The sequence below is a fragment of the Saccharopolyspora phatthalungensis genome (genome assembly GCF_014203395.1).
GTDB classification, from domain to species: domain Bacteria; phylum Actinomycetota; class Actinomycetes; order Mycobacteriales; family Pseudonocardiaceae; genus Saccharopolyspora; species Saccharopolyspora phatthalungensis.
In genome coordinates this window covers 2618241-2639127 of the sequence record NZ_JACHIW010000001.1, presented here as the reverse complement: position 1 = coordinate 2639127, position 20887 = coordinate 2618241, and the positions used below count along the sequence as shown (strand labels likewise).

Sequence of the window (20887 nt, the reverse complement as noted above, 5' to 3'; positions counted from 1 at the left end):
CGTAAGCAGCTTGCATCGCCACGGGTTCTCAGACGCCGCCTCGCGAGGACAGTGCCGACACGCAAGATTGCGCATGCCGGGGATCCTGCAGTCGAGGCGGCGCCTGGCGGTTCGCCCACAGGCTCCGCTCAAGAGCCCCTGCCTCCGGCGTCATTTCCAGGATTGGGCGAGTAACGACTCCACCTCGGCGCGGAAAAGCAACTCCGGGTCGACACCCATGTCGACGAACTGCCCTTCGACCTCAAGGCTGACTAGCCCATGCAGTCGCGACCACGCTAGTAGCCCCCGCTGCAGCACCGCAGGTGGCGCCATCAGGCCGCCGCGCACTTCGCGCCAGGCGACTAGCTGCCGGTCCAGCACCGAGCGCTCCGCGGGCAGCCCTTCGGGCGCGAGATCGACGAACACTTCGAGAATCGGCCGGAATGCCCGGTCGGCCAGGTCGAAAGTGAGCTCCGGGGCCCGGAACCCCGGCACCGGAGTGCCGAACAGCAGCAGATACCGATGCGGCTGCTGCAACGCCCACCCCCTGAACCGCGCTGCCAGCTCGCGGAACCTGGTCGCGGGCGCCTTGCGTCGGTGGGTGCGCAGCGCGTCTTCCAGCGCGTCGCCGAGGTCGCGGTAGGCGTCCACGACCAGGTCGGTCAGCAGCGCGTCCCGATTCTCGAAGTACCGGTACAACGCGGGCCCGGTGACGCCCATCCGCTTGGCGATCGCGTTCACCGAGATCCCCGCAGGCCCCGATTCGGCGAGTTGTTCCAGCGCGACCCGCTTGGCCTCGTTCCGGGTCTGCTCACGGAACCGCTCGCGGGGGCTACGCGGCGCTGTTTCCATGCCCGGCATCCCTCCTCCCTTGACACGCTAACCGTAACATGCTCATAGTTTTGTTACGACCTCTCACAAACAAGACAAATTATAACTGGAGGCGTCATGGCCGTTCCCAGCACCGGAACCGAGGTCGTGCTGACCGGCACGGGCGGCACCGAAGTCGTTACCATCCGCCGCAGCGCACCGCGCCCGCCAGGACCGCACGGCGTGCTGATCCGGGTCGAAGCCACCGGGGTGGCCTTCGCCGAGGTCCAAATGCTGCGCGGCCGCTACCCGGCACAGCCGAAATTCCCGTTCGTGCCCGGTTACGACCTGGTCGGCGAGGTCGTCGAGGTCGGCTCGGCGGTCGCCGCTTGGCTGCCCGGGCAGCGGGTTGCGGCGATGCCGCGCACCGGCGCCTGGTCCGAGTACGTCGAAGTGCGCGACAGCGAACTGGTTTCCGTGCCGGACGAGGTCGATGCCGCCGCGGCGCTCGCGGTGGTGCTCAACGGCGTCACCGCCTGGCAGCTGCTGCACCGGGCTGCAAAAGTTCGAAGTGGACACACTGTGCTGGTGCACGGTGTCGGTGGCGGCGTCGGCATCCTGCTCGCGCAGCTCGGGGTCGCCGCCGGTGCCCGGGTGATCGGGACGGCTTCCGCACGCCGACACGAAGCATTGCGGGACATCGGCGTTGAGCTGATCGACCACCGCACCGAGGACGTTCGCAGCCGCGTTGCCGAGCTCGCGCCCGGCGGCGTGCACGCCGTCTTCGATCCGCTTGGGCCGGAGAGCCTGGACAAGTCGTGGCAGCTCCTCGCACCGGGAGGATCCCTGCACGCGTACGGCAGTTCGTCGACGTTGCACGACACGGGACCGTGGTGGCTGCCTTATGTGGCCTTGACCAAGCGGCTCGCCCGCTGGGAGCTGGCACGGCTAATCGGCCGCACGGGCGGCCGCCGCGCCCGCATGTACTACGTCAAGTCCAACGCCCAGTTCCGAGCAGACCTGGAGCGTTTGCTCCGAATGGTCGCTAGTGGACAGTTGCGGCCCCTGATCGCCCAACGGCTGCCCCTGGAATCCGCGGCGCGCGCACTCGACCTGCACATCTCCGGCACCCAGACCGGAAGAATCGTGCTCGTTCCGGGCCTCTCCTCGGACCGCACAGTGGCATGACGGACCACCGCTGCTCCGCAACACCTCCGCAGCTCGCACCGCAACGCGAAACGGGTTGAGGACAGGCTCTAAGGTGGTTCGCGACGAGCGGCGTTTGGCGAGAAGGCGGTGAAGTGTTGCGAGACGACCGGCTAGCGGGGGCTCCTGCCGACCTGTCCGCGGTTTTCGGCACCGGCGCAGGGGTTTCCGTCCGGCTGCCGCCCGGTGAGGTGCTGACCGAACAGGTCACCGTCACCGGCAACCCGACCCCGCTGTGCTGGATCAGCGATGAGGCCCCGGCACCACAGCTCGTCGCCACGCTTCGAGCCGAACACCGTGTCAGCGGCCTGTGGCCGTTGCTGTTGTGCGACAGCGACGAGGTCTACGGGGAGCGGTGCACGGTCGGGGTGGTGCCGCCGGAACCGCTCGAACACATCGACCGCTGGCGGGTGGTCGACGTCATGGTCCGCATCTGGGACGGATTGGTGCAGGCCGACGACGACCTCGGCCCGGCCTACGACCTGGAGGTGCTCGCCCCGTTCGACTACGCCTGCCCGGGACCGGCGCGGGCCGGGAACCTCCTGGCGGATCCGGACATCCTGGCCAACCAGCAGTTGCCTCGGTTCATCGACGCCGACACCCGGCTCGCGCTGATCCCGGTGCGGCGGGGCGCGGACGCGCTGACGGCGCTGGGCTGGTCCGGCGCGGCGAACCACGTGTCGCGCACGGCCGGACTCTCGGCAATGGCCCGCAGCTGGGAGGAGCGCTTCGGGGCGCGCCTGTTGCGCCTCGGTCCGGACCGCCTGGACCTGAGCGTGGCGGCGCCCCCGCAGGACCCGGACCACGCCGCAGCGGTCGCGGCCGAGCACTGGACCTTCTGCCCGGACCGGATCCTCCAGGAAACCGGCACCATCGCGGCCTACGCCCAGGAAATCCGCGGCCGCCGAACCTGGTCTTTCTGGTGGGAGTAGACACTGCCCGGGTGCACCGCGCCTTTGGGCCCGGCCAGGCAGTCACGACGCTCATGCGCTCAGGACGGGCGAATCAGTCCACGATGGACTAATCGGTGGTAACGGGGCCTGTCCAGACCGGACTCATCACCTATGGTGCCGGCCGCATTGCCGAATCCGTCCACAATGGTCGCCGGGTTCTGGCCGCCGTTCGGCTCGCTCTTCGCCAGGTGCGGAGGCCCCAATTCCTAAAATCGGGACTTCACTTCGCTCAGCCGAGCAACCCGCCCCGGATGGTTATCGCCACCGCGATGATCACCAAGGCGAATCCGCTGTAGAGCAGGACGTCCACGGCTTTGCTGCGGATCGCCAGCAGCCCCATCCGCTCCTGCGGAATCACGGCGCGCGTCGCCGCCGCGAGCAGCAACGCGAAGCCGAGCAGCACCGAACCCCGCCGCCAGTGCCCCAAGGCGACCAGCAGCAACCCGATCAGCACGATCAGCAGCACCAAGCCGAACGGCACGTGCACCGACAGCTGCGACCTGCCGCCGAACCGTTCGCTCACGCCGTTCCTCCCGTGGTGGTGGGCCAACAGCGGGTGGGTTCTACCCGAAACCACCCGGCACGAATCAACCGACGTTGCGTTCCGCGGCCTCGACGACGTTGGTCAGCAACATCGCGCGGGTCATCGGCCCCACGCCGCCCGGGTTGGGCGACAGGAACCCGGCGACCTGCACGACGTCCGGGTGCACATCGCCCGCCAGCCCGGCGTCGGTGCGGGTCACGCCGACGTCGAGCACGGCCGCACCCGGCTTGACCATGTCCGCCGTGATCAAGTGCGGCTTACCGGCGGCGGCGATGACGACGTCCGCACGATGAACCTCGGCGGCGAGGTCCTTGGTCCCGGTGTGGCAAAGCGTGACGGTGGCGTTCTCACTGCGCCGCGTCAACAGCAGACCGATCGGGCGGCCGACGGTGATGCCACGTCCGACGACAGCGACCTGCGCGCCGTTCAGCGGCACGTCGTAGCGGTGCAGCAGTTCGATGATGCCGCGCGGGGTGCACGGCAGGGGCGCCTCCTCGCCGAGCACCAGGCGTCCCAGGCTGATCGGGTGCAGCCCGTCCGCGTCCTTCGCCGGGGCGATGCGCTCCAGCAGCGGCCCGGCATCCAGGTGCTTGGGCAACGGCAACTGCACGATGTAGCCGGTGCAGGCCGGGTCGGCATTGAGCTCGTCCAGCACCGCCTCGACGTCGGCCTGGCTGACGTCGGCGGGCAGGTCCTTGCGGATCGATTTGATACCGACCTTGGCACAGTCGTTGTGCTTGGCGCGCACGTAAGACTGCGAGCCGGGGTCATCCCCAACCAGCACCGTGGCCAGTCCGGGTGTGTGTCCCTGCTCGGCAAGCCGGGCCACCCGAGGCCGCAGCTCGTCGAAAATCGCGTCCTTGGTGGCCCTACCGTCCAGAATCGTCGCGCTCACGGCTGTTCATCGTGGCAGATGGCCCGCAGACCGCCCCGCCCGGTCCTGTATTGCCGCCACGCCCACGGCCACCAACGTCAGCGCAGCGATCACTGTGTCTTCTGGCACGTCCGTACCGCTACCGAATTTCGTCCGCCAGCCACCGACGGCGACGTATCGCTGATCCACCTGGTGGTGTGATGTTTCTCCGGCCGTCCACCGGGCAGGCTTTCGTGACGAGATGGCCGCGCAACGTGACAAGGATCTTGAAAGCAAAGAAATGTCCTGGATCAGCCGCACTGAACTGACACACAGCGCACATGTCGGCGCCCGCGTCGAGTAGCGTCTTGGCCGGGGTGGAGTCGGGTTGCCTCGTCGAGAGGGGGAGGATGTCACCCATGTCGCGTCCGACAGCGATCAGTCCGGAAGAGCAGGAGCAGATTGCCCGCACGATCGGGGTTCTGTTGTTACAAGGCGCTCCCGAGGACTGGCAGGAGATCACGGTGGAGTATCGCGCCACCGGCGAATACCATGACCTGCTGGGTGAGGTCACCGCGCAGGACGGCAGTTCCCGTGCCTGGGAACCGCCGACCGAGCTGCAGGAGATCTTCGAGCGCCTGCGTGAGGGCATGTACCGGCCCGATGTGGGCACCTGGCTCAGTGCCCTCTACGTCGTCGAGCGTCCATCGAGCTACCGGATCGACATCAACTTCGATTCCGAGCCGCACTGGCAGCGCCCGCTGCCGCGCGCCGCGTACGTCGACGAGCTGCGCCGCTACCCGCGCGCCGAGGAGAACATCCCGGAATGGATGCGGGAACGCCTTGACGGTACCGCGCCGGCCCAGCCAGCCGACGCCGAAGCAGCGGTCGCCGAGGCCCCGATCGTCGATCCCATCGAAGCACCGGCCGCCGCGCCAGCGGTCGCCGAAACACCGATCCCGGAGCCTGGGATCGGCGAACCGGCCGACGGTTTTCGGGTGGCCAGCGTCTTCGACGACTACGACGAGCAGGGCCGCCCAGTGGTCGCCGACCGCTCGCCGATCCCGGCCGAGGAAGTCGGGCCGCTGCGCCAGTACCTGGAGAACTCCCCGGTGGTACTGGCCGCTCGGGAGGACGAGGAGGACCAGCTCGATCCGGCCCGCGCCGCCTCGGTGCCGGGCACCTGGCACACCGACGGCGTCTGGCTGTGGCCGGGCGCGATCGCCTTCTACCTCGCGCAGTACGGAGTTCCGCCGGAATCGGAATTGATCGCGCACATCCGCAGCCGCGGCTTCCAGCTCGCCGAGGTCGACGAGGCCACCCGCGATGCGGCCCTCAGCGAACTGCTCGACCAGCCCGCCGACGAACTCGACGGCGAGCCGCAGGAGCACGCCGCACCGGTGCCGGACGAGGCGCTGGAGTCCACACCGGACCCCACGCCCGAACCGGCCGTCGACGACGTGATCGCCGAGCCGGAGCAGGCCGCTGGATCCCGGCATGTGCTCGACGAGGCCGACGTCCCCGACACCCAGGAAGTGCTGGCCAAGCTGCACGACCGGCTCACCGACTACCAGGTGGACGGTGACGGCTACCGGATCGGCAGCCACAGCGCGGGAGCTCGCTGCCTGGTCGAGGATGGCTCGGACTGGGTCGTCACCGCCGGTACCGACGGCGGCGACGACGTCCGGTTCACTCGCGTCGACCACGCCGCCGCTTACCTGCTCGGCAGTCTCCTGATGGACCAGCCCGCCCCGGCGGTTGTTCCGCCTCCGATCACGCCGCCTGCGCTGCCGATGGCCCCGCCGGAACCGGCCGAGTTGCCGCAGCGGCCCGCGCCGGAGACAGCCGACCTGCCACCACGATTCACGCCGGAACCGGAGCACAGCGGGGCGAACCCGTTGTTCACCGCGAACCAAGAACCGACCAACGCCCCGAGCGCGCCGCCGGAACCGGCGATCCACGAATCCGCACCGTCCGCCCAGGCAGGCGACGACGTGACCCGGTTCCAGCCCGCACCGCGGCTGGACCGTCCCGCGCAGCCCCCGATGGCTCCGCCATCGCCGCCGGTCGGGCAGCCCGCGCAGCCTCCGGTTGGTGGGCCGGGCGCGCCACCGCCGTTGCCGAAGCGCCAGCCGCGCCGGGACAGCGGTGCGCCAATGCCTCCGGGCGGACCCGCGCAGGGACCGGTCGGCGGTGCGGAGCGGCGCCCGGGTCCCGGCGGGCCCGGCATGGCCGGTCCGCACCGGCAGGGCCCACCACCCGGGCCGCCGCGCCCGCCGCAGGGCGGACAGCCGGGTGCCCAACCTGGTCAGCCGCAGGGTGGTGGTCAGCAGATTCAGCCGCTGGGCGGTGAACCGCCGTTGACGCTGTACCGGGACCGGCGGATCGTGGTGTTGCAGCCAGGCACCGAACTGGACCGGTTCGGCGAGCCGAACGGCAACGTCACATACGCGATCCGCACGCCGTACACCCACCGTTCGCTGCCACCGCAGTGGGCGAACCGCTCGTACTTCGCCTACCGGGTGCAGCGGCCGATCCAGGCGCTGCGCGGCACGGCGGTGCCGTGGTTCGAACAGCCCGGCGGGGGCACGGCGTTCGTGCTTCCCACGACGGTCAACGATCTCCTGGCGGACGGCACCCTGGCCGAAATGCCGGCCAACGACCGCCCGCCCATGGAGTAACCGAGCAGGTCACGAGTGAGGGGCACCTTCGAACCGGTCGAAGGTGCCCCTCACTGATTCGCCCACGTTGAACCGGCCCACCTTCCCCGGGCGCCCGGGGAAGGTGGGTTTCTTCGAATCCAGGTACGACCCTGAGCCTGCACATCGCTTCACATCGGACACCCGTCGCAACCCGGGCATCCTCCGGCCGGTCCTCCCGTCGGCCCGGGTGGTGCGTGCCGGGCCTGGGTCAATCGACGCGGAGTCCGTGGGCGGCGGCGAAGGTGAGGGCCGTCGCCATGTCGATGCGGGCGCCCCTGAGATTCGCCGCAACCAGGGCGTCGGCGTCGATCCGGGCGTCGCGCAAATCCGCCTCGCCCAGGCGGGCGCCGAGCATGCGCGCGCCGCTGAAGTCCGCTTCGCGGAGATCGCAACGGCGCAGATCGCATTCGGTGAGGTTCGCTTCCCGAAACCGGATTCCGCGCAGGTTCAGGCCGCGAAGATCCGCCTTGCCCATGCCGACCAGCGTCAGATCCGTCTCGCGCAGCGTCCAGGCGCGCAGACGGCAGTCCACGAAGTTCGACCCAAGCAGACTACATCCGTCCATAGTGGACTTTCCGAATACGGTGCGCTCGAACTTGCAGGACCGGAACGCCGTGGCGACGTGTTTCGAACCGTTGAGATCGGTGCCGGTGAAAACACATTCGGTGAACACGCAATTGCGAGTGCTGAGACCGGTCAGATCGGCATCGGTGAAGTCGCAGTGTTCGAAGGTCCGGCCATCCCACTGCTGGTTCGTCAGCACCGCGTCCTGGAAATCTTCCCCGACCGCACTCGTCATGCCCCTAGGGTGGCACGTGTCATCGACCTTCATGGAGGCACCGTGCACGTGCGGCGAGTCGTACCCAACATCCGTGCCAACGACCTCGCGGCGACCCGCGACTTCTACATCGACACCCTGGGCTTCCAGGTCGTGATGGACCACGGCTGGATCGTCACGGTGAGCGCCCCGGGTGATCCGCAGCGGCAGATCAGCATCGTTGGAACGGACGCCACCGCCCCGGTGCACCCGGACATCTCGATCGAAGTGGAGGACGTCGATGCGGCGTATGCGAAGGCCAGGCAGCAGGGCCACGAGATCGTGCACCCGCTGACCGACGAGCCGTGGGGCGTCCGCCGCTTCTTCTGCCGCGATCCCAGCGGCACAGTCCTCAACATCTTGTCGCACCGGTGAGCCGTTAATAACGGCGAATGAAACCGCTTCGAACCAGGGCGAACCGCCTTCGGTACCGAACCCGGGCGAACCGCTCTCCGTGCTACGGCACCACGACGACCGGACGGACGGCCTCGACCACCAGGGTGGCGGGCACCGTGCCGAGCAGACCGCCGCGCCGGCGGGACCGGCCGACCACGATCAGATCCGCCCGGTACTGCTCGGCGACCTGTTCCAAACCGACCGCCGGGTCGCCGCGGTGGTGCACGAAGTCCCAATCGATGTCCACCCACCTCAGGTGCGATACGACTTCCTTCTTCAGCTCCTCCACCAGGCTTTCGGCGGCCTCGCTGGCAACCGCGACGCCCATCGGCGACCAGTAGGCGACGCCGCCCACCGCCTCGACGTAGACCAGCACCAGGCGGGCACGCTCCCGCCGCGCCAGGCCGGCCGCCCACGCCGCGGCGTGGAAGCTCGCCGGGCTGCCGTCCATGCCCACGACGATGCCGCCCAGCCCGTCCTTGCCGATCTCGAATTCCCGCTCGGTCTTGTCGCCTTCGGCCACGCCGAGATGGTAGTTGGCGCGCGCCGGGCCGTTGGACGCATACGACACACTCGAAACGTGAACGGCGCACGCACCCCCTCCGACCTCGAACGTCGCGTCCTGGACGCGATAGATGTAGCCGGGCTTCTGCACGACCTGCGAGAACTCGTCACGATCCCCAGCGTCGGGGCACCACCGGCGAACAGGACGCCCAGCAGTGTGCGCCGACAAGCTGGCAGCGCTGGGACACCGGGTGGATCACTGGCGTATCGACGTCCGGTCGCTCGCCGAGTAGGCCGACTTCCCCGGCCAGGAAGCGGACCGCGATGTCGCCTACGGCTGCGTAGGCGTGCGCGGCGAAGGCCCCGAGCCTGCGCTGGTCTTCTGTGGGCACACCGATTCTTCTGTGGGCATAGGGATGTCGTCCCGCCCGGTGATCTCGACCGGTGGCCGAACCGCGACCCATACGCCTTGCGGGTTGCGGACGGCGTCGCCGCGGGTCGGGGCACCTGCGACATGAAGGGCGGGGTGGTCGCGATCTTCGGCGCGTTGCGGGCCCTGCGCACGGTCGGGGATCGAGCTGGCCCGGCCCGTGGCCGTGCACGCCGTCGTCGGCGAGGAGGACGGCAAGCTCGGTGCATACGCGACGCCTCAGCGGGGCCACCGCGGTGCCGCGTGCATCCTGGCCGAGCCGAGTTCCGGCACGATCGTGGCCGCGAACGGCGGGTCGCTCACGTTCCCGACTCGAAATCCCGGGGCAAGGCACTCACGGGTCCACAGCTACCGGGGCGTGAGCACGCTGGACAAGCTCTCCGAACTGCTGCCCGTGCTGCGCGGGCTGGAGGCCCGCCGCAACGCCGACCCCGACCCGTTGGTCGCGCACTTGGAGGTGCCGTACCCGCTGTCGGTCGGGGTGGCCCGGGCCGGCGACTGGGCCAGCACGGTGCCGGATCTCGCGATCGCCGAAGGCCGCTACGGCGTCCGAGTCGGCGAGTCGATCCCCGACGCCAAAGCCGAATTCGAGGCCACCATCGCACACGCCTGCGCCGCCGACCCCTGGCTCTCCAAACACCCGGTGCGGGTCAGGTGGGGTGTTTGCCAGCGGACGCCTGCCCGAAGGGCACGCGCTGCTCGGCGAAACCCGCAACGCCGTCACTGCGGCCAGCGGTGCCACGCCCATTGCAGTGCGCCGTACGGCACTGACCTCCGGCTATACGCCGCAGCCGGGATCCCGACATTGCAGTACGAACCAGGCGACGTTCGCTACGCCCACGCGCATGATGAGCACGTCCCGGTCGCAGACCTGGAACAAGCGCCCCGTACCTACGCCCTCCTGGCCATCCGCCGCTGCGGCACCGCCTGACCGCCAGCGACGTCATGGACATCAACGCCCGCTCACGCAGCCCTGATCATTCCGAGAAGTCGAGCCGCCACCCGTTGAGCGCGCAGCTTGTGGGGTTGGCGAGCGTGCGTTTCCCACTGCCGGGCGGTCCTGAGACAATCGGGAACGTCGACTTGTCGACGCTACCGGCATGTTGGGCATCCAGGGAATGACTCGGGCGGTCTAGCGGAGCGTTGGGGCTTCGCAGCACGAACTAGCTCATCGCAGCGAAGGGGTTCGCCGAACCGGCCCGGGTACGACGTTGCAGGCACGCACGTCGCGCCCGGGCCCAGGGCGTTCGAGTGCTCAGCCGGTCAGGTTGGGGAAACAACACTCTGGGAGGGAGAAGTGCTCTTTCGCTGCCGGCCAGGCATGATCGACGCCGGTTCGGTGGCCGCAGCCACTGGTGAGATACGAATCTTCGCCGTGGCTAGTGGAAGTCGCGCGAGGTCGAGGGGATGCGCACTTCCAGTTTCTGCAGCCGGTCCGCTCTCAGGTTGATCACCTCCTCCGCTCGTTCCACGATTCCGCGCACCAGCAGCGCTGCGCTGGTACGCCCGACCTTCCGGTAGCGCGCCCACAAACCCGGTGAGCACATGACGTTGACCATCCCGGTCTCGTCTTCCAGGTTCAGGAACGTGATGCCGCCCGCGGTGGCCGGCCGCTGCCGGTGCGTCACCGCGCCGCCCACCAGCACCCGGGTTCCATGCTCCACTTCGGACAGTCGCGAGGCCGGAAGCGCCCCCAGTTCATCCAACCTGGACCGCACGAACTGCAGCGGGAAGCTGTCCGGTGACACCCCGGTCGCCCACACATCCGCGGCTGCCGTCTCCACCCCGTCCATCCCCGGCAGCGCCGGCGCGGCGGCCGACGCGGTGGTTCCCGGCAACCGATCCGGCCGGTCACCGGCAGCGGCGGCGGCATTCCACAGCGCCTCCCGCCGGGACAGGCCGAAGCAGTCGAATGCGCCAGCGGTCGCCAACGCCTCCATCTGCGCGGCGGTCAGGTGCGTCCGGCGCGCCACATCGGCCAAATCGGCGTAGTCGCCGTTCTCCGAACGTTCTGCGACTAATCGCTCGGCGGCACTGTCGCCGAGCTTGCGTACGGAAGCCAGCCCAAGACGTACCGCCTGCCCGCCTTCGCTGGCAGCATCCGGCTCCAGGTCGGCTTGGGCCCGGCTCGCGTTGACGTCCGGCCCGCGCACCCGCACTCCGTGCCGACGGGCATCCGCGACCAGCGACTGCGGTGAGTAGAAGCCCATCGGCTGAGCCTTGAGCAGCGCCGCGCAGAACACCGCCGGGTAGTAGTGCTTGAACCACGCGCTGGCGAACACCAGCAGCGCGAAGCTCAAGGCATGGCTTTCCGGGAAACCGTAGTTCGCGAAGGCCAGCATCCGCTGGTAGATCCGCTCGGCCAGCTCACCGGAGATGCCCTTGGCCGCCATTCCCTCGAACAACCGCCCCCGAAGCCGCTCCATCCGTTCCTCGGAACGCTTGGCCCCCATCGCCCGCCGCAGTTGGTCCGCCTCCGCCGGGGAAAACCCCGCGACATCGACAGCCAGCTGCATCAACTGCTCCTGGAACAGCGGCACGCCGAGAGTCTTTTTCAAGGCACCGGCCATCGACGGGTGCTCGAAGTCCCACTCCTCCAGGCCGTTGCGGCGCCGGATGTACGGGTGCACCGAACCGCCCTGGATCGGGCCCGGCCGGATCAGCGCCACCTCGACCACGAGATCGTAGAACTCTCGCGGTTTCAACCTCGGCAGCGTGGCCAACTGCGCCCGGCTCTCCACCTGGAACACCCCGACCGCATCGGCCCGCCGCAACATCTCGTACACCGCGTCGTCGTTCAGGTCGAGCTTGCCGATGTCGACCTCGACCCCGTGGTGCTCAAGGGCCATGTCGATCGCGTAGTGCAACGCCGAGAGCATGCCGAGACCCAGCAGGTCGAACTTGACCAGTCCGACCTCAGCGCAGTCGTCCTTGTCCCATTGCAGGACGGTACGGCCGGGCATCCTCGCCCATTCCACCGGGCAAACCTCGCTGACCGGCTGGTGACAGATCACCATCCCGCCGGAGTGGATGCCTAGGTGCCGGGGGAAGCCCATCAGCTCGCCGGCCAATTCCCGCACCGGCGCGGGGATCTCGGAATCCTCGGGCAGCGGCCCCCAGTGCTCGATCTCCTTGCTCCAGGCGTCCTGCTGACCGGGCGAGTAGCCGAGCGCCCGCGCGATGTCCCGCACGGCCGAACGCGGCCGGTAGCTGATCACGTTCGCGACCTGCGCGGCATGCTTCCGGCCGTACTTGCGGTAGACGTACTGGATCACCTCCTCGCGGCGGTCCGACTCGATGTCCAGGTCGATGTCCGGCGGCCCGTCCCGCTCCGGTGCCAGGAACCGCTCGAAGAGCAGCTGGTAGCGCACCGGATCGGCGTTGGTGATCCGCAGTGCGAAGCACACCGCCGAATTCGCCGCCGAGCCCCGGCCCTGGCACAGGATCCGCTGCTCCCGGCAGAACTCCACGATGTCGTACACCACCAGGAAGTAACCGGGGAACTTCAACTGCTCGATCAACGCCAGCTCGTGCTCGATCTGCCGGTAGGCCGCGGGGTTCTCCTGCGGCAGGCCGTACCGGTCCAGCGCGCCCCGGTAGGTCAGTTCACGCAGCCAGCTCGCCTCGGTGCGGCCCTTCGGCACGTCGAACGGAGGCAACCTCGGGGCGACCAGCCGCAGGTCGAAGGCGAACTCCCGGCCGAGTTCGGCGGCCCGCTGCACGGCCCCCGGATAGCGGGCGAACATCTCGGCCAGCTCCGCGCCGGAACGCAGGTAGTTGCCCGCCCAGGCGGGCAGCCAGCCGTCCATGTCGTCCAGGCTGCGGCGGGCCCGGATCGCCGCCATCGCCCCGGCCAGCCGAGCACGTTCCGGGCGGGCGAGATGCGCGCCGGTAGTGACCACTGTGGACACCCTCGCGCGGTCGGCGAGCTCGGTCAGGGCGTCGTTGCGCTCCGAATCGGTGGGCAGCCCGTGGTCGGTCAGCTCCACGGTGACGTGATCCCGCCCGAACAAGGCGATCAGCCGGTCCAACTCCGCGTCGGCCGCCGCCGGACCGCCTTCGGCGAGCGCCGCCGGGACGGCTCCCTTTCGACACCCGGTGAGCACCTGCCAGTGTCCCTGCGCCGCCTCCGCGAGCTGCGTCAGCTCGTACCGCGGGCGGCCTTTTTCCTTGCCTTCCAACTGCGCCTCGCTGATCGCCCGGCACAGGCTCCCGTAACCGGCCGGGTCGCGGGCCAGCACCAGCAGATGCCGCCCCTCGGGATCGGCGACCCCGTTCTGCGGCGCCGAAAGCCCCAGGCTCAGCTCGGCGCCGAACACGGTGCGAACCCCGTGCTCGGCCGCGGCCTCGGCGAAGCGCACCACCCCGTACAGCCCGTCGTGGTCGGTCAGCGCGATCGCCTCCAGCCCGAGCCGCGCCGCCTCCGCCGCCAGTTCCTCGGGATGGGCGGCACCGTCAAGGAAGCTGAAATTGGAGTGCGCGTGCAACTCCGCGTAGGGCACCGCCGGAGTCGCGGGGACAACGTCCGCCGCGTACTTGGCGCGCCGCCGAGTCCACGCCGGGCTGTCGTTCCCATCACCGGGATGCCTTTCGTCGCGCGGGCCGTATCCGTCGCCCGAAAGCGGCCGGCCGGAGAGCGCCTTCTCCAAGTCCGACCAGGTCTGGAGCGGGTTGAACCAACTCATGAAGCCAGTGAACTCCTGTTCGAATCATCGGCGCCAGCAAAAAAGTCCCACTCCACTCGAACGAGTGTTCGCCCACTATCGATAGGCGCCCTGCACCCACCAGCTGGCCCCTTCGTGCACCAGCAACAGCGCCACTTCACCCGCGTCGGCATCGCCATCGGCGGGCTCCGGCTCCGGTTCGAGCGCGACCTGGACCCGCACTGCCTCTCGCGGCGGCACCTGCGCTGCCGGCGCAGTGTGTCCCGCACCGCCCGCCAGCAGCTCCACCCACCAGCGCTCGGTCACCGGCCACGGTCCGGCCCAGCCGGACACGGCTCGCGACCGCCCGCCCGCCACCTCGACGCGGCACGGCACGGCGGTGAGCCGATGCCGCTCGGTGACGCCCACCGGTCGGCCTTCACCGTCGAACACCGCCGCAGGCCACGGCGAATCCGGCACCACCGATGGCGACGGTGACGGCAGGCGCCCCGGCCACGGCCGGTCCGCGGGCAGCTCGGGACGGCGTTCGTCGCCCCAGGGCACGAACCGCACCTGATCGCGCAGATCCCGGCCGCCGCCGAGCACCCCGGTCAGGACCGCCTCCGGCCCGAGCATGCCCTGCACCCGCGCGAACGCACGCCCGGCGCGGGCATCCGCTTCCCCGGTCGCGGCATTGAGCAGGTCGAGCTGCAGTCCGCCCGCCCCGACGACCTCTTCCGGCCGCAGGCTCAGCACGCTCACCCCGGCCGTCGGGCGCTGCCGACCGCTGCGACCGTGCAACCAACCGTCGAGCTGCCAACGCACCCGGTCCGCAGTCGCCGCCGGCGTCAACGGCTCCGCGCACCGCCACACCCGGTGCAGTTCCTCGCCGTGCTCGGTGCGGGCCGAAATCCCCAGCCTGGTGCAGGCCAGCCCGAGCTCGCCCAGCCTGTCGTGCAGTTGATCCGCCAGGATCTTCGCCACGAACGCGGCCTTGTCCACCCGATCCACCGGCGGATCGAGCTCCTCGGCCACCACCAGGTCCGGGGGCGGTTGCCGCCGCCGGATCGGCCGTTCTTCCCGGCCGCCGGCCGCGCGGTGCACCACCAGCGCGGCCCGGCCGAACCGCGTGGACACGTCCGACGGGGACAGTGCCGCGAACTCACCCAGCGTGCGAATCCCCAGCCGCCGCAACAGATCCACCAGTTCCGCCTGCTGGGCGGCGCGCTGCCCGGCAAGCTGATCGGCGAGCTGGTCGATCTCCTCGATCGACAGCGGGGCGAGGAACTCCCTGCTGCGGCCGGGGGCCACGAGCTTGTTGCGCCGGGCGGCCAGGATCGCCGCGAACATCCCGTCCGCGATGCCGATTTGGCATTCGATGCCGACCTGCGCGTCGAGCTGGTCCACCACTCGCTCGGCAACGGCCTCTTCGGAGCCGAAGTAACGGGCGGGCCCCCGCGCCGGGACGGCCACCAGCCCGGGGCGCACGATCTCCACGCCCGGCACCAGTTCTTCGACCGCCGCCACGACCGGCTCGAACAACCGCGTATCCCGAGCCGGATCGTGTTCGCACACCACCAGTTCCGGGCACCGGCCCTGCGCCTCGCGGCGGCGCATCCCGCGACGCACTCCGCTGCCGCGCGCCGTTTCCGAGCAGGCCACCACCCGGTTGGCCGCGAACACCGCGGCGGGCACCAGCGGCCCGAGCTCGGCCACGCGGGCGGCGGCGACCACCGGCCAGTCCGGGCACCAGATGATGAGCCGGCGGGGCGGCATCGCTCTCACCCCGCCACCGGGCGCAGCCAGGGCCGGGACGCCTCGCCGGGCTCGTCCGCAGGTACCCCGATCAGCCCGTCGCGCGCCGGGAGCAGCAGTCGGGACGAACGCGGCCGGGACGCCGCGCCACGCCCGCTAGCACGCACCATGACGGCCCGTTCCCGCAGGTAGCCATGGCCCTGGCCGAGACCTCGCCAGTTGGCATCGGCGCAGTGCAGCTGCACTTCGGCTCCCGACCACGGACCGAATGGCAGCAGCACCGAGCCACGATTGCGCGCCCGCGCGGACAGCCGCCGGGCATCCGAGTCGGCCACCTGCCTGGTGCCGCCTACCGCCACCAGGTCGACGCCGTCGAGCAGTGCGGCGATCACCCCCGCCGGATCGCTGCCCGGCCGCGGCACCACCGCGAGCCTGGCGAGCTCCACCCCGGCTTCGGCCGCCGCGACCAGGCTGATGCCGGGCAACCCCACCACGGCCGCCCACGACCCGTTCGCCGTCGCCTCGGACAGCAGCGCGAACAGCAGCGAGACCGATCCGTGCACCGCCACCGTGCTGCCACGGCGCAAACCTGGCCATGGCAGCACGGCAGCGAGCTCCGTCCGCGTGGGCAGCACCCGGCCCGCTCCGGGAACGCCGCCCGCCTCGACGGCCGGCACACCCACGGACACCCCGTCAGCCGTGGACGCGCCCAGCGCCGTCAAAGACGCCATCGCGGACATCGCTGCCTCCCCACATCGTGACCGCATGGGTGCCCGACCCCGGCGCGGGCACCCATTTAGCCGCTGTGGGGAAGACAGCGGTGGAGTCGGCGCTGCGCCTGCACCCGAACACAACGCCAACTCCATCGGAGTAGCCGACCCCGACACCGGCCACTTCCAGATCTCGAACCTCAGTTCGAACAACTTAAGTAAACCCTGCGCACCGGCCCACGTCAAGCGTCCCGACCAGATCGAGTGAACATTTGTTCGATCACCTGATCTTGCCCGAAAAGTCCGCTACAACTTGACACATGACCGCGTTTCCACCCTGCGCGGCGGCCGAACGAGCAGTTCCGGCGGTCGCCCGAGCGGGCGGGCCCGTCGATGCCGACGAACCCGCGGACAAGCAACACCACTCGCCATAGCCACCGGCCTTGCGCCGACGGCTCTGGCGCGGAGCCCGAGGAGGCAAGGAACATGCGCACCACCGAAACCCGCACGGGCCACCGGCCTACCGCGGAACCCGCCGCAACGAAAACCGGAGCAGCGAAAACCACAGCAACGAAAACGGTGCGGCCGACCGAAGTCGCCCGCACCGTCCACAGTGCACCGGAGTCAGTGCGCGAAGTGTCGCGTCCCGGTGAAGTAGAGCGGCACGCCGGCCGACTCCGCCGCCGCGATCGTGTCGGCGTCCCGGACCGAACCGCCGGGCTGAACGATCGCGCGCACACCGGCGTCCAGCAGTACCTGCGGGCCGTCCGCGAACGGGAAGAACGCATCGGACGCGGCAACCGAGCCCTTTGCCCGGTCGCCAGCCCGAGACACCGCGAGGCGCGCCGAGTCGACCCGGTTCACCTGCCCCATGCCCACGCCGACGGTCGCCCCCTCGTTGGCCAACAGGATCGCGTTGGACTTCACCGCTCGGCAGGCGCGCCACGCGAACTTCAGATCCGCCAGCGTGGCCTCGTCCACCGGCGAGCCGGTCGCCAGCGTCCAGTTCGCCGGGTCGTCGCCCTCGGCGTCGATCCCGTCGGAACCCTGCACCAGCATGCCGCCGGAGATCGCCCGCATCTCGATCCGGCCGCTCTTGGGCGGCTGCGCGGTCAGGATCCGGATGTTCTTCTTCTTGCTCAGCACGTCCACCGCGCCGTCGGCGTAGCCCGGCGCCACGATCACCTCGGTGAAGATCCCGGCGACCTGCTCGGCCATCGCCACCGACACCTCGCGGTTCGTCGCGATGACTCCGCCGTACGCGCTCACCGGGTCGCACTCGTGCGCCTTGAGGTGCGCCGCGGCGATGTCGCCGGCAACCGCGATGCCGCACGGGTTGGCGTGCTTGATGATCGCCACGCACGGCTCGCTGTGATCATGCGCGGCCCGCCAGGCCGCGTCTGCGTCGACGTAGTTGTTGTACGACATCTCCTTGCCATGCAACTGCGCCGCGGCCGCGAGTCCGGTCGCCTCGCCACCAGAGACGTACAGCGCGGCGGGCTGGTGCGGGTTCTCGCCGTAGCGCAGCGCGGAACGGCGGTCCCAGGTTTCCCCGATCCAGCCGGGAAACACCGAGTCGTCCCCGGTCGGCACCTTGCTCATCCAGGACGCCACCGCGACGTCGTACGACGCGGTGTGCCGGAACGCGGCCGCGGCCAGCTCGACCCGGTCGGCCAACGTGAAACCGCCCTCGCGGACCTGCTCCAGCACCCACTCGTAGCGGCTCGGGTCCACCACGACGGCGACGTTCGCGTGGTTCTTGGCGGAGGCCCGGACCATCGCCGGCCCACCGATGTCGATCTGCTCGATCACCTCGTCCGGGGCGGCGCCCGAGGCCACCGTCTGCACGAACGGATACAGGTTCACGACCAGCAGCTCGAACGGCGCGATGTCCAGCTCACGCAGCTGGTCGACATGCTCCCGGCGGCGCAGATCGGCGAGCAGTCCGGCGTGCACCCGCGGGTGCAGGGTCTTGACCCGACCGTCGAGCGCCTCCGGGAAGCCGGTGAGCTCCTCGACCGGGGTGACAGGCACGCCCGCCGCGGCGATCGTGCGGGCCGTTCCGCCGGTGGACACGATCTCCACACCGGCGGCGTGGAGTCCGGTGGCCAATTCAAGCAGACCGGACTTGTCCGACACGCCGATCAACGCACGGCGAACGCCTCGCCGCTCCTGCGAATTCGCGGTCACGGGATACTCACCTTCCGTCCCTGCACGGTCCAGCCGTGCAACGCCAGCTGTTCCAGAGTGTCGACCAACAGCCGCCGCTCGACGGCCTTGATCCGTTCGTGGAGGCTTTCCTCGTCGTCCTCGGGCCGCACCTCGACGGCCTCCTGCGCGAGGATCGGCCCGGTGTCCACACCGGCATCCACCACGAACAACGTGCAGCCGGTGACCCGCACCCCATACTCCAGCGCGTCCCTTACTCCGTGCATCCCGGGAAAGGACGGCAGTAACGCCGGGTGGCTATTGAGGTACCGGCCGGCGAAGCGGGCCAGGAAATCGGTGCCGACGAGCTTCATGAAACCGGCGGAGACCACCAGGTCCGGCTCGTGCTCGGCACAGGCCTCGGTCAGCGCATGGTCCCAGTCGGCCCGGCTGGCGTGGTCCTTGACGCGGCGCACGAAGGTCGGCACCCCGGCGCGCTCGGCGCGGGCCAGCCCCTCGATGCCGCCACGATCGGCGCCCACCGCGACCACCTGCACCGGGAAGTCGGGCGCGCTCGTCGCATCGAGCAACGCCTGCAACAGGGTGCCGGAGCCGGATACCAGCACGACCACCCGCGCTGGGCCGGTGGTGGCGAACCGGGTGGGTTGCGAGTGCGCGGCGGCGCTCGGCTGGTCAGTCGTACTCGGGTTCAGCGTTCGCTCCTGACATGCCTCGGCACGATCTCTCGCAAAAGCGTAAGCGCTGGTTGCGGTGCCGACGCCGCCAGGGGCCGGGCGAGTGGCGCAGCCCTCAGCTCCGGTCGTCCTCCCGGAGGTCACCATCGAACTCGGTGGGGTCGATCTCGGTGGGCTTGTGTTTGGGCAAATCCGATTCCGCACCAGCGCGGGCGAGCGGAATCCGCGCTGCGGAGTCGCCCGGCTCATCGCTGGCCGCGTCATCCGTCGCATCGGCCTTGGACGCAGCGTCTTCGTCCGAGCGGTCGCCGACTTGATCTTCATCGGCGTCCGTCGCGCCGCCCGCGGCAGCGTCAGTGGTGCCGGTGGCCTCAGCGGGCTTGTCGCTTGCGTCGCTTGTGGAATCATCGGTGGTCGCCGAATCGGCATCGGCGGCATTGTCAGTGCCGCTTTCCGCCAAGTCGCTGTCTGCCTCGGCGGAGGTGGTCTCGTTTGCGGAGTCTTCATCGGCTTCCGCCGTGGCCGGGTCAGCGGAATGGCCGTTGTCGGTCACATCGGCTTCAGGCTCGTCGTCGGTGTCCGGCCCGGCGAGCCACGTGACGGCGGCCGCTGGCACCGCGATCCAGCACAGTGTCGCCGCAGCCAACGAGACCGGCCGCAGCGTCACCGGTCCGAACGGACCGTTGCCTATGTCGCCGCCGGCGACATAGGCGAGCACCAACATCCCCAACGCCGCGATCGCAGCAGCCACGCCCACCGCCAGCAGTCTGCGCGCCAGCAGGCCGGACGACCGTCGGCAAGCGGCTCCGGCGAGGGCGCCGACGAGGAGTGGCAGTGCCAACACGATTGCCCACCACACCGCCGAGTCCTGCGTCGGCAGGACCGCGAGCAGCGGCAGGTCAGGCACCGGGCCGGGCGTGGACTGCAGCGGCTGGAGCGTGAGCCGACCGATCGACAGGCCCGTCCCGGCGGCGAAGGCCCAGCCCGCCAACACCGCGTTCGGCAGGTACAGGATCGACAGCAGGGTGGAGCCGATCGCGTCGCCGGCTCCACCTCCGGATCGCGCGATGGCGGCGGCCATCTCCGGGGCCGACACGCAAATCCCGAACAGCAGCACCACACCACCGGCCGCGACCAGCGCCGCCAGCGCCAGCAGGCCGACGCGCATGCCCGACCAGACCTCGGCCTCGACGCGTTCCCAGACCAGGTAGATCAACCCGCACCTGTTCGCAACGCCCGCAGTCGACGCGATCGTGGCCGTCAGCCCGCAGCTCAGGAACGCATCCACCGGAACCGCGTTCACCGGCCCGTCCAGGGCCATCGCGATGCCGGTGCCGACGAAGGCGTGCACGAGCCCCATCGCCATGATCAACGGCCACGCCTGGTCGGGGCGCCGCAGCCGGGACCGTCGCGCGACCCAGGCGGACGCGCCAGCGATCACCAGCATCATCAGGGCAGTCGGCAGCAACGGCAGGATGCTGAGCGGAGCGTCCATGATCTTCAGCGTCGCTTGGTGCAACGCGAGCCACCCGGGCAGCGCGGCCACCAAGACCACGGCCGGGTCGAAACGCGCGCTGGTGGCGGTGGCCACCGCCAGCGCGATCAGCCCGGCGGCGATCAGATAACCGACGAGCAGGACGGCGCCGATGGCCACGGCGAGCAGCCACCAACGAATCCCGAGCCTGCGTTCGCGCCGGGCGTCGGCAATCGCGTGGGGGATCGAGTCGAGCACGGACACGCCG

17 protein-coding genes and 1 pseudogene are annotated in these 20887 nt (G+C 70.0%); 6 read left to right on the top strand and 12 right to left on the bottom strand.

Translation table 11 applies throughout. The annotated features are described in order from the left end of the window. Positions 1-150: 150 nt before the first annotated feature. Positions 151-831: a TetR/AcrR family transcriptional regulator gene (locus BJ970_RS11975; protein ID WP_184726321.1), complete on the bottom strand. Its 681-nt coding sequence runs from the start codon at positions 829-831 to the stop codon at positions 151-153. A gap of 96 nt (positions 832-927) precedes the next feature. Between BJ970_RS11975 and BJ970_RS11970 the strand changes: the two genes are divergently transcribed. Together BJ970_RS11970 and BJ970_RS11965 are read left to right on the top strand one after the other, a co-directional pair. Then, positions 928-1977 carry a medium chain dehydrogenase/reductase family protein gene (locus BJ970_RS11970; RefSeq protein WP_184726320.1) on the top strand — a complete coding sequence of 350 codons (1050 nt, stop codon included), beginning with the start codon at positions 928-930 and terminating at the stop codon, positions 1975-1977. Positions 1978-2090: 113 nt separating this feature from the next. Beyond that, a complete protein-coding gene (locus tag BJ970_RS11965; protein WP_312864221.1) occupies positions 2091-2927 on the top strand; it encodes a DUF4253 domain-containing protein in 837 nt (278 codons plus the stop codon). 250 nt (positions 2928-3177) lie between these two features. On the opposite strand, the gene BJ970_RS11960 is transcribed toward BJ970_RS11965, so the two are convergent. Continuing rightward, positions 3178-3471 (bottom strand): DUF3017 domain-containing protein, encoded by a 294-nt coding sequence (locus tag BJ970_RS11960; protein ID WP_184726319.1) that lies wholly within the window; start codon positions 3469-3471, stop codon positions 3178-3180. 64 nt (positions 3472-3535) lie between these two features. Continuing rightward, on the bottom strand, positions 3536-4387 hold the full coding sequence (locus tag BJ970_RS11955) for a bifunctional methylenetetrahydrofolate dehydrogenase/methenyltetrahydrofolate cyclohydrolase (RefSeq protein WP_184726318.1): 852 nt from the start codon (positions 4385-4387) through the stop codon (positions 3536-3538). A 377-nt stretch (positions 4388-4764) separates the two neighbouring features. Here BJ970_RS11955 and BJ970_RS11950 point away from each other — a divergent pair, with 377 nt between their 5' ends. Then, a complete protein-coding gene (locus BJ970_RS11950; RefSeq protein ID WP_184726317.1) occupies positions 4765-7026 on the top strand; it encodes a TNT domain-containing protein in 2262 nt (753 codons plus the stop codon). A 229-nt stretch (positions 7027-7255) separates the two neighbouring features. Here the strand turns inward: BJ970_RS11950 and BJ970_RS11945 are convergent, their stop codons facing one another. Continuing rightward, a complete protein-coding gene (locus BJ970_RS11945) occupies positions 7256-7846 on the bottom strand; it encodes a pentapeptide repeat-containing protein (RefSeq protein WP_184726316.1) in 591 nt (196 codons plus the stop codon). A gap of 42 nt (positions 7847-7888) precedes the next feature. Between BJ970_RS11945 and BJ970_RS38820 the strand changes: the two genes are divergently transcribed. After that, a complete protein-coding gene (locus tag BJ970_RS38820) occupies positions 7889-8239 on the top strand; it encodes a VOC family protein (RefSeq protein WP_184726315.1) in 351 nt (116 codons plus the stop codon). Between the two features lie 82 nt (positions 8240-8321). On the opposite strand, the gene BJ970_RS11935 is transcribed toward BJ970_RS38820, so the two are convergent. Together BJ970_RS11935 and BJ970_RS39425 are read right to left on the bottom strand one after the other, a co-directional pair. Next, positions 8322-8831 carry a universal stress protein gene (locus BJ970_RS11935; protein WP_184726314.1) on the bottom strand — a complete coding sequence of 170 codons (510 nt, stop codon included), beginning with the start codon at positions 8829-8831 and terminating at the stop codon, positions 8322-8324. 100 nt (positions 8832-8931) lie between these two features. Next, complete coding sequence (locus tag BJ970_RS39425; RefSeq protein WP_312864220.1) at positions 8932-9156, bottom strand: hypothetical protein; 225 nt, start codon at positions 9154-9156, stop codon at positions 8932-8934. On the opposite strand from BJ970_RS39425, the pseudogene BJ970_RS39420 reads away from it, so the two are divergent. Beyond that, positions 9102-9275: pseudogene (locus tag BJ970_RS39420) on the top strand (M20/M25/M40 family metallo-hydrolase); the annotation flags it as partial. The gene BJ970_RS39425 and the pseudogene BJ970_RS39420 sit on opposite strands and share 55 nt — an antisense overlap. A gap of 79 nt (positions 9276-9354) precedes the next feature. Beyond that, entirely contained in the window at positions 9355-10125 is a 771-nt protein-coding gene (locus tag BJ970_RS37745; RefSeq protein WP_312864219.1) for a M20/M25/M40 family metallo-hydrolase, read from the top strand. A gap of 448 nt (positions 10126-10573) precedes the next feature. On the opposite strand, the gene BJ970_RS11925 is transcribed toward BJ970_RS37745, so the two are convergent. The 6 genes from BJ970_RS11925 to BJ970_RS11900 all read right to left on the bottom strand — a co-directional run bounded on the left by BJ970_RS11925 (position 10574) and on the right by BJ970_RS11900 (position 20883). Continuing rightward, positions 10574-13879 (bottom strand): error-prone DNA polymerase, encoded by a 3306-nt coding sequence (locus BJ970_RS11925; RefSeq protein ID WP_184726313.1) that lies wholly within the window; start codon positions 13877-13879, stop codon positions 10574-10576. 75 nt (positions 13880-13954) lie between these two features. After that, positions 13955-15613, bottom strand: coding sequence for a DNA polymerase Y family protein (locus BJ970_RS11920; protein WP_184726312.1), 1659 nt, complete (start codon positions 15611-15613; stop codon positions 13955-13957). A 5-nt stretch (positions 15614-15618) separates the two neighbouring features. Further along, a complete protein-coding gene (gene imuA' / locus BJ970_RS11915) occupies positions 15619-16332 on the bottom strand; it encodes a DnaE2-dependent mutagenesis accessory factor ImuA' (protein ID WP_184726311.1) in 714 nt (237 codons plus the stop codon). Positions 16333-16926: 594 nt separating this feature from the next. Then, positions 16927-18492 (bottom strand): bifunctional phosphoribosylaminoimidazolecarboxamide formyltransferase/IMP cyclohydrolase, encoded by a 1566-nt coding sequence (gene purH, locus BJ970_RS11910; protein WP_184726310.1) that lies wholly within the window; start codon positions 18490-18492, stop codon positions 16927-16929. After that, positions 18489-19082 (bottom strand): phosphoribosylglycinamide formyltransferase, encoded by a 594-nt coding sequence (gene purN / locus BJ970_RS11905; protein ID WP_312864218.1) that lies wholly within the window; start codon positions 19080-19082, stop codon positions 18489-18491. Before purN ends, purH begins: the two co-directional genes overlap by 4 nt. Positions 19083-19260: 178 nt before the next feature. After that, complete coding sequence (locus BJ970_RS11900) at positions 19261-20883, bottom strand: cell division protein PerM (protein WP_184726309.1); 1623 nt, start codon at positions 20881-20883, stop codon at positions 19261-19263. Positions 20884-20887: the final 4 nt, after the last annotated feature.